Origin of the sequence: Kitasatospora sp. NPDC093806 (genome assembly GCF_040683335.1) — a bacterium.
Lineage (GTDB): Bacteria > Actinomycetota > Actinomycetes > Streptomycetales > Streptomycetaceae > Kitasatospora.
Window position 1 is genome coordinate 55484 of record NZ_JBFBDO010000040.1, and the last position, 8111, is coordinate 63594.

At 73.2% G+C, this 8111-nt stretch carries 10 protein-coding genes and 2 tRNA genes; 2 read left to right on the top strand and 10 right to left on the bottom strand.

Annotation, left to right across the window (positions count from 1 at the left end; translation table 11 throughout):
- Positions 1 to 31 precede the first annotated feature (31 nt).
- From AB0N76_RS20245 to AB0N76_RS20260, 4 genes are all read right to left on the bottom strand, one after another.
- Positions 32 to 1408 (bottom strand): class E sortase, encoded by a 1377-nt coding sequence (locus tag AB0N76_RS20245; protein WP_363558859.1) that lies wholly within the window; start codon positions 1406 to 1408, stop codon positions 32 to 34.
- A 5-nt stretch (positions 1409 to 1413) separates the two neighbouring features.
- Positions 1414 to 2061, bottom strand: coding sequence for an aminodeoxychorismate/anthranilate synthase component II (locus AB0N76_RS20250; RefSeq protein ID WP_363558871.1), 648 nt, complete (start codon positions 2059 to 2061; stop codon positions 1414 to 1416).
- Between the two features lie 70 nt (positions 2062 to 2131).
- Positions 2132 to 2311, bottom strand: coding sequence for a hypothetical protein (locus tag AB0N76_RS20255; protein ID WP_363558860.1), 180 nt, complete (start codon positions 2309 to 2311; stop codon positions 2132 to 2134).
- A gap of 59 nt (positions 2312 to 2370) precedes the next feature.
- Entirely contained in the window at positions 2371 to 3129 is a 759-nt protein-coding gene (locus AB0N76_RS20260) for a DUF881 domain-containing protein (RefSeq protein WP_363558872.1), read from the bottom strand.
- Positions 3130 to 3249: 120 nt separating this feature from the next.
- Between AB0N76_RS20260 and crgA the strand changes: the two genes are divergently transcribed.
- Entirely contained in the window at positions 3250 to 3501 is a 252-nt protein-coding gene (gene crgA, locus AB0N76_RS20265; protein WP_363558861.1) for a cell division protein CrgA, read from the top strand.
- Positions 3502 to 3842: 341 nt separating this feature from the next.
- On the opposite strand, the gene AB0N76_RS20270 is transcribed toward crgA, so the two are convergent.
- Positions 3843 to 4751 (bottom strand): rhomboid family intramembrane serine protease, encoded by a 909-nt coding sequence (locus AB0N76_RS20270; protein ID WP_363558862.1) that lies wholly within the window; start codon positions 4749 to 4751, stop codon positions 3843 to 3845.
- A gap of 266 nt (positions 4752 to 5017) precedes the next feature.
- Between AB0N76_RS20270 and AB0N76_RS20275 the strand changes: the two genes are divergently transcribed.
- Positions 5018 to 5779 carry a DUF5324 family protein gene (locus AB0N76_RS20275; protein ID WP_363558863.1) on the top strand — a complete coding sequence of 254 codons (762 nt, stop codon included), beginning with the start codon at positions 5018 to 5020 and terminating at the stop codon, positions 5777 to 5779.
- Positions 5780 to 5862: 83 nt separating this feature from the next.
- On the opposite strand, the gene AB0N76_RS20280 is transcribed toward AB0N76_RS20275, so the two are convergent.
- The 5 genes from AB0N76_RS20280 to AB0N76_RS20300 all read right to left on the bottom strand — a co-directional run.
- A tRNA-Ala gene (locus AB0N76_RS20280) sits at positions 5863 to 5935 on the bottom strand.
- Positions 5936 to 6126: 191 nt separating this feature from the next.
- Positions 6127 to 6255 (bottom strand): DLW-39 family protein, encoded by a 129-nt coding sequence (locus tag AB0N76_RS20285; protein ID WP_014137031.1) that lies wholly within the window; start codon positions 6253 to 6255, stop codon positions 6127 to 6129.
- Positions 6256 to 6514: 259 nt separating this feature from the next.
- The gene (locus AB0N76_RS20290) at positions 6515 to 6853 is read right to left on the bottom strand and encodes a DUF6191 domain-containing protein (RefSeq protein WP_363558864.1); all 339 of its coding nucleotides are present in this window, start codon (positions 6851 to 6853) and stop codon (positions 6515 to 6517) included.
- Between the two features lie 106 nt (positions 6854 to 6959).
- Positions 6960 to 7036, bottom strand: a tRNA-Ile gene (locus AB0N76_RS20295).
- Between the two features lie 16 nt (positions 7037 to 7052).
- Positions 7053 to 8111 (bottom strand): cyclopropane-fatty-acyl-phospholipid synthase family protein (locus tag AB0N76_RS20300; RefSeq protein ID WP_363558865.1); only part of this gene is annotated, 1059 nt, incomplete at its 5' end.

Below are 8111 nucleotides of genomic sequence, written 5' to 3' on the forward strand. Positions count from 1 at the left end.
CATCCCCCTCCGTATCGTCGCCCGCTCGGGGTCAGCCCGCCGTGAGCGCGGCCGGCTTGCCCTGGCTGCGCGGCCGTTCCTCGATCATCTTGCCAAAGACGATCAGCCGGAACTTGGAGCTGAACTCCGGCGTGCAGGTGGTCAGCGTGATGTACCGGCCCGGTTCCTTGTAGCCGGAGCCGTCCGGGACCTTTTTGATCACGCTCACGTTGGACGGCGGCGTCTCCGGGATGCCGCCGGTGACCTCGTAGGTGTAGTACGCGGTCGCGGTCTCCACCACGATCTTGTCGCCCTTGCCGAGCTGGTTGATCCGCCGGAACGGTTCGCCGTGCGTGTTGCGGTGCGCGGCCAGCGCGAAGTTGCCCGCCTTGTCGGCCGGCATGCCGGTACCGGTGTAGTGGCCGACCAGACCCTTGTCGAGCACCGGCCCCTTGGCGGTGCCCTCGGCGATCGGGAACTTCTGGCCGAGCTTCGGCAGGTGGATGATCGCGAAGCCCTTGCCGGGCTCGAAGGTCTCCGGTTTGGCCGGGTCCGGGGCCGGCTGTCCGGGCGCGGGCGTGGCGCCCGGGCCCGGGCCGGCGTCGAACTGCTCCTCCAGCTGGCTGCGGGCGCCGTCCGCGGCCGCGTCGGCCTGCACGTTGGTCCACCAGAGCTGGTACGAGACGAAGAGCAGCATCACCAGGCCGAGGGTGATGCAGAACTCACCGAGGAACCGGGCGCCGACCACCGCCACCGACTCCTTGGGCCGGGGCCGGCCGTCGGCGGCGGCCCGGCCGCCCGCCCGGCGGCGTCCGTTGCCGGAGCGCACCGCCATCCGCCCCTGGGCGGCGCGCCGGCGCTCGGCCCGGCCGCCCGGAGCGGGCGGCTCGGGGGTGCCGGCCACGGCGGCCATGGTGACCGTCTCGGCCGCCGCGAGGACCGCCGTCTCGGCGCTCGGCCCGTCCGGGGCGGCCGGGTGCAGCAGGAGCGTCTGCTCGGCCGGTGCGGGAGCCGCGACGGCCGCGGCCGGCTCGTACACGCCCCAGCCGTCCTCGGCCCCGTGCTGGGCCGGGTAGCCCTGTCCCTGGGCCTGGCCCTGGAGCTGCTGCCCCTGGAGCTGCTGGCCCTGGTACGGGTCGTACTGCTGGTACTGGCCCTGCTGGCCCTGCGGGTACGGCTGGCCCTGCTGGTACTGCCCGTACTGCCCGTACTGGTCGTAGGAGCCGTAGCCGCCGCCCTGCTGCTGCGGCGCCTGCTGGTACTGCCCCGACTCGTACGGCCCCTGCTGGGCCCCCTGCTGGTACCCGCCGCCCGGAGGGTACGACTGCCGGTACGGGTCCTGCTGCTGGTACGGGCCACCCTCCTGGTACGCGCCGCCCTGCGGGTCCGCGTCCGGCTGGTAGCGCCCCTCCGGACGCACGGCGGTCACGCCGCTCAGCCCCGGCCGATCACCGGGGCGAGCCCGGCCGACCGGTCGACGGCCTGCGGGTGGCCGCACTCGGCCAGCCAGTTGGCGAGCATCCGGTGGCCGCCCTCGGTGAGCACCGACTCGGGGTGGAACTGCACCCCCTCGACCGCGAGCTCGCGGTGCCGCAGGCCCATGATCACGCCGCTCCCGGTGCGCGCGGTGACCACCAGCTCGTCCGGCACGGTGGCCGGCTCGACCGCCAGCGAGTGGTACCGGGTCGCGGTGAGCGGCGAGGGCAGACCGGCGAACACGCCGCCGTCCTCGTGCTCGACCAGCGAGGTCTTGCCGTGCAGCAGCTCGGGCGCCCGGCCGACCACCGCGCCGTAGGCCACCGCGATCGACTGCAGGCCCAGGCAGACGCCGAACACCGGCAGCCCGGCGGCCGCGCAGTGGTGCACCATCTCGATGCAGACGCCGGCCTCCTCCGGGGCGCCCGGGCCGGGGGAGAGCAGCACCCCGTCGAAGCCACCGTCGCCGTCCCGGCGCACCGCGTGCTCGACCGTCACCTCGTCGTTGCGGACCACCTCGCAGGTGGCGCCGAGCTGGTAGAGGTACTGGACCAGGTTGAAGACGAAGCTGTCGTAGTTGTCGACGACCAGGATGCGGGGCGGGATCGGCTGGGAGGTCATGCGCGCGCGTTCTCCGTGGGGTGCGGGGACTGGGACGTGGAGCGGGCCCACCGGGTCAGCCGGCGGCACCGCCGCCGTCTCCGTCCACTGTGACGTCGCCGAAGGGGAGGAGCGGTTCCGCCCACGGGAAGACGTAAGTGAAGAGGAGGTAGACCACCCCCAGGACGAGGAGCAGCGAGATGACGGCCTTGACCAGGGTGGGCCCCGGAAGGTGACGCCAGATCCAGCCGTACATGGTGCTCCCTCGACGTATCGGACTGGGGTCAAGAGTAGACCCGCCCCCGGTCCGCCGATCTACTGCTGGCCGGTCGCCGAACGCAGGTCCGCCGTCCCCGAGTAGCCCGGCAGCGCGAGCTCGCCGCTCTCCTGGACCTTCCAGCCCAGCCCGTAGGCCTGGACGTACTGCAGGTAGTTGCGGATCGTCGGATCCGCCTCGACCGCGCCGCGCAGCGCGTCGGTCTTCCCGATCGCCTTGACCACGTACGGCGGCGAGTAGACCCGGCCCTGGAGCAGCAGGGTGTTGCCGACGCAGCGGACCGCGCTGGTGGAGATCAGCCGCTGGTCCATCACCTGGACGCCCTCGGCGCCGCCCCGCCAGAGCGCGTTGACCACGGCCTGGATGTCCTGCTGGTGGATGACCAGGTCGTTGACGCCCGGCGCGGGCACCCCGGGGATGCGCGCGGTCGCGTTCGGCGGGGCGTCGTTGAGGGTGACGGTGAGGCCGGGGCCCTGCAGCGGTTCCAGCGCGGCGGCCTGCTCCAGGGCGGTCAGCCGCGCGGTGTCGGCCGGGCTGCGGCCCTGCTGCTCGGTGAGCTGCTGGGAGCGCTCCTGGAGGTCGGCGAGCTGGGCCTGGGACTGCTGGTTCTGCGCGCTGCGCTGCCGTATCACGTCGGAGAGGCTGAGCAGCGAGTTGTCGGTGCGCAGATCGGTGCCGCGGGCGGTCTGCGCGCTGATGTAGAAGAGCAGTCCGGCGAGCGCGAAGACGGCGCAGGTCAGGGCACGTCCGACAATTCGGGTGCCGGCGGCACGGGTACGGGCCGGCCGAGGGGGAATCGACAAATTAGGCACCGTACCCTTATCTCCTTCGGACCCGCCGAACCACTACGCTAACGGACGCCGCCACACCACCGTGAACCCCTGCGCGGTCACAGCGCATCGACAGGAGAGCTCCTCGTGCCGAAGTCCCGACTCCGCAAGAAGTCCGACTACACCCCGCCGACCACGGTCGCCACGGTGAAGATCAGTTCGGGCCGCGGCTGGGTTGCCCCGTTGATGCTGGCGCTGTTCCTGATCGGCCTGGTCTGGATCGTCACCTACTACGTGACGAGCGGCAGCTGGCCGGTGGAGAGCTGGCGGAACTGGAACATCCTGGTGGGCTTCGGCTTCATCGCAGCGGGGTTCGGCGTCTCCACCCAGTGGAAGTGACGCCGGGGCTCCGACCCTGAGCGGTTCCACCGCCGTCCCGGTCTCCAGCCGGGGCGGCGTCGTGGTGTGCCCGGACGCCGGGCGCGCGCGGGAGTTCCGTTCGTCGGTCATTCCGCTTATCGCGTTTATCCACATGGTTATCCACACTGGGGAAAAGTCGCGCGAGCCTGTGGATAACTTGCGCCGGGGGCGCTTTCCACACCCGCGCGCGCCCTCCCCCGAATGCCCGATACGCACAGGGGGACGCGCGTAGAACAGGCGTCCACACCCGGTGGTCCACACCGCCTGTGCACAACCCCGCACCCGCTGTGGACAACCGTGCGGTCAGCGCGCCGGACGCGTCACCCTCCGTAGGCGGCCGTGCCGGCCAGGACCATCACCAGCACCAGCACCGCCACCCCCGCCAGCGTCGCCCCCTGGACGGCCGCCCGGTGGGCGCGCGGCGCGTACATCAGGCCGGCCGCGGTCAGCATCCCGGCGATCAGGCCGCCGAGGTGCGCGCGCCAGTCGATGCCCTGCACCGAGAAGGTGACGATCAGGTTGAACACCAGCAGCGCGACGATCGGCCCGAGCGGCGCCCGCACCCGGCGGTAGAGCACCACAGTCGCGCCCAGCAGGCCGAACACCGCCCCCGAGGCGCCCAGCGAACGCATCCCGTCGCCGGCCAGCAGGAAGGCGAAGGCGCTCCCGGCCAGCCCGGAGAGCAGGTAGAGCGCCAGGAAGCGGATCCGGCCCAGCGCCGACTCCAGCTGCGGGCCCAGCACCCAGAGCACCAGCATGTTGGTGGCGATGTGCCAGGGCGCGGTGTGCAGGAAGACGGCGGTCAGCAGCCGGTACCACTGGCCCGGGCCCTCCGCGACGCCGACCGCGTAGGGGTACTGCCAGTCGGGGGAGAAGCTGCGCAGTTCGAGGTCGATCGCCAGCCAGGGCGTGAGCACGTACCCGGCCAGCACGAAGACCACCAGGTTGACGCCGATCAGCACCTTGGTGACCAGCGCCCCGTCCGCGAGCGGGCGGCCGCCGAACCGGGTGGTGGCCCGCCGGACCCCGCGGTTGCCCTCGCTGACGCACTCCGGGCAGTGGAAGCCCACCGAGGCGTCCACCATGCACTGCGGGCAGATCGGGCGGCCGCAGCGGGAGCAGCCGATGCCGGTCTCCTGCTCGGGGTGCCGGTAGCAGCGGGACAGCCCGCTCCCGCCGGAGGGTCCGGGAGTCCGGTCGATCGGCGGCCTCGGCTCGTCCGGGAGCATCGGCTTTCCCCTCCTGCCACGACTTGCTGCGACGACGTGTACGCGCTCCCGACGGGAACCCCGCCGGAACCGCCAGCCTAACGCGGCCCCACCCCCACCCGACCGGCCCACGCCCCGGCCCTCCCCGCCCCCGGCCCCCGGCCCCGCGCGGCGGCCCCCACCCCCCGCGTACGGCCCACTCCGGAGTGCCACCGGGCAAATCACCATGCATGATCAGCATTCAGGTGGATATGTGCATATAGGACGCCACCAGGAGGAGAGAGCTCGTGCACCGTTTGGACTCGGCCCGTGAGACGGCCGGAAACCTCGCGGACAGCGCCCGGCAGCAGGCTTCCCAGGCCGCCCACACCGCGCGCGTCCAGTACGACCGGCACATCGCCCCGCAGGTCGGTCAGGCCTTCGCCGGCCTGCCGCCGGAGGCCCAGCAGAACGCCCTCAAGGCCCTGCACAAGGCCCAGGAGGCCGCCCTGGCCGCCCGCCTGTCCGCCTCCCGGGTCGCGGGCCAGGCCCGCTCCACCGTCGCCCCCAGGGTGGTCCACGTCGTCGAGGAGGCCCGCGCCGCCGTCGTCCCGGTCGCCCAGGAGGCCCAGCAGCGCGGCGCGGCCGCGCTGACCGCCCTGCACGGCAACGTCAGCTCGGCCGAGATCAGCGAGCTCGCCGCCCGCAACGCCCGCCGGCCGCACCGGAACACCTGGGCCACCGGCCTGGCCGTGGCGGGCGTGCTGGCGATCGGCGGCGGCCTCGTCGCCTGGCAGTGGTGGCGCCGGCACAGCAACCCGGAGTGGCTGGTGGAGCCCGCGGGCGGCCCCTCCGGCGCCGCCGAGCCCGCCCCGCGGCCGGCCGGCGCCCACGCCTCGGGCAGCGGCAGCGTGAACGGCTCCTCGGCCGACTCCGCCGCTCCGGCCGCCGACCCCCGGTCCGAGGCCGGCACCGCCGCCCCCAAGCCGGGCCCGCCGCCCGGCTCCCCCACCGGCTCCCCGGCCGGCGACGACCGCCCCAAGCCGCACGACCCGCGCAAACCGCACTGAGAAACGCGATCGGCCGCTGACCCGGATTCAGGTCAGCGGCCGATCGGCCGTCCACACCGGCTCGCCGGGTGGACACGGAACTGTGGAGCTTAGGAGACTCGAACTCCTGACATCTGCCTTGCAAAGGCAGCGCTCTACCAACTGAGCTAAAGCCCCGGGACGGCATCACGCGCACCGCCGGGCACTAGCGTACCCGGTCCCGGTGCGATTCCGATGCCCCGTCCCGGCTCCCCCGCCGTGCGGGGCCGGGAACGTCCGGCCGACCCGGTCAACCGACCGGGCCGACCGGCCCGGGAGACGCCGTGCGGCGCCTCCGAAGACCGTCGATCGTCAGATCGTCCGGAGTCTCAGCGACCGGCCGGAACCGGGTCGGTGGCCTCGGTCCACAGGTCCTGCTCGGCGCGGTCCGCCTGGACCTGACGGTAGACAAAGAAGCCGCCGAGGGCGACCAGGGCGACCAGGAGAAGCTTCTTCACCGCGGGACCTCGTCCTTCTTGCGTGTGGCGGACTCAGCAGCCGGGCTCCGACCGGTGCGGCCGGACCGACGAGTCCATGGTTTCTGTTGCGAGCACGAACGGGCGGTCGGGTTGCCAGACTGCCCTTGCGGCCGATGATACACACCGGTGTCCCAATCGTGACCAGTCACCGCTGCCTCCAACCGACCCGTCCGGTCGGAGGATTGACGCCACACCTCCTGTCGTACGGTCGGTCCGGCGCAGAGCCTGCGCAGACCCGTCACCGTTCCCGCCCACCCGGCTCCCGTCCGCCACCTGGCGGAACCACCACGGCCACCCCGGCCGCGAGGTCCACCCGGGTGCGGGGCGGGGCGCCTTCGCCGTCCTCGTCGCGCAGCATCAGGGTGCTCTGCCGCTCGTCGAGCTGGTGCTGCTTGCCGGCCGCGAACTGGGCGTGCAACTGCTCGAAGCCGGTCGCCGAGACCTGGCCCTCGCGGCCGGTCCCGCGCCAGGGCACCAGCCGCGACCGGCGCGCCCACAGCGCCAGCTGGTCGACGAAGGCCAGCGCCACCAGCGCGCAGATCAGCCCGGGGATGCTCATCGCGAAGAACAACGCCATCGCGCCACCTCCTCACCCGGTAGAACCACCGGGCGGCGCCGAGGGTTCCGGCGCGCGGCCGGCAGAACGCCGAAGGGCCCGGAGCGATGCTCCGGGCCCTTCGCGGTGGTGGGGCTAACAGGACTTGAACCTGTGGCCTCTTCCTTATCAGGGAAGCGCTCTAACCGTCTGAGCTATAGCCCCTTGCCGCACTGAAAGATTAGCGGACCGATCGCCGATCCCCCAAATCCGATTCACCCGGGGCCGCGGCGGGGCCCTGCGGGACGGGCAGGTCGGAGCCGGTGCCGCCGGCGCCCAGCCACTCCTGCCGGGTGGCCGGGAGACGGGCGGCGCCGTCGGCGGTGGTCCGGACGGCGAGGATCTGGTTGACCCCGATCCGGTTCTCCTCGAAGGCCAGCGCGGAGGCCGCCATGTAGAGCCGCCAGACCCGGGCCCGGCCGCGGCCGACCAGCCGGACCGCCTCCGTCCAGTGCGCCTCCAGATTGGCCACCCACTCACGCAGGGTCAGCCCGTAGTGCTCCCGCAGCGACTCCACGTCGCGCACCTCGAAGCCGGCCTCCTCCAGCCGGGAGACGGTGGAACCGACCGGGGAGAGCTCGCCGTCCGGGAAGACGTAGCGGTCGATGAACGGGCTCGGCCGGTACGGCTCGCCGGGGCGGTCCGGGCGGCGGGCGATCTGGTGGTTGAGCAGCCGGCCGCCGGGCGCCAACAGCCGGTACAGGCCCTCGGCGTACACCCGGTACTGCTCCTCGCCGACGTGCTCGGCCATGCCGACGCTGGAGATCGCGTCGAACGGGCCGTCCTGGACCTCCCGGTAGTCCTGCAGCCGGATCTCCACCCTGTCCGCCAGGCCGGCCTCCTCGACCCGCCGCCGGGCCAGCGCGACCTGCTCCTCGGAGATCGAGACGCCGACCGCCGTCACCCCGTAGTGCCGGGCCGCGTGCAGCACCAGCGAGCCCCAGCCGGAGCCGACGTCCAGCAGCCGCATCCCGGGGCGCAGGCCGAGCTTGCGGCAGATGAGGTCGAGCTTGGCCTCCTGGGCGGCCTCCAGGCTCTTGGCGGCGGGCTCCCAGTACGCGCAGGAGTACACCAGCGACGGGCCCAGCACCAGGCCGTAGAAGTCGTTGCCGACGTCGTAGTGGTGGCTGATCGCGGCGCGGTCCCGGCCGCGGCTGTGCCGCCGCCCGCCGCCCGCGGGGGCCTCCTCGGCCGGCGGGGCGGGCTCGGGGCCCTGCTGCGGGCCGGCGCGCTGGGCCCC

Excerpts from the sequence above, each read along its gene's own strand:
- AB0N76_RS20255 (WP_363558860.1), bottom strand. The coding sequence starts at position 2,311 with ATGTACGGCTGGATCTGGCGTCACCTTCCGGGGCCCACCCTGGTCAAG.
- AB0N76_RS20270 (WP_363558862.1), bottom strand. The coding sequence starts at position 4,751 with ATGCTCCCGGACGAGCCGAGGCCGCCGATCGACCGGACTCCCGGACCC.
- AB0N76_RS20290 (WP_363558864.1), bottom strand. The coding sequence starts at position 6,853 with ATGGCGTTGTTCTTCGCGATGAGCATCCCCGGGCTGATCTGCGCGCTG.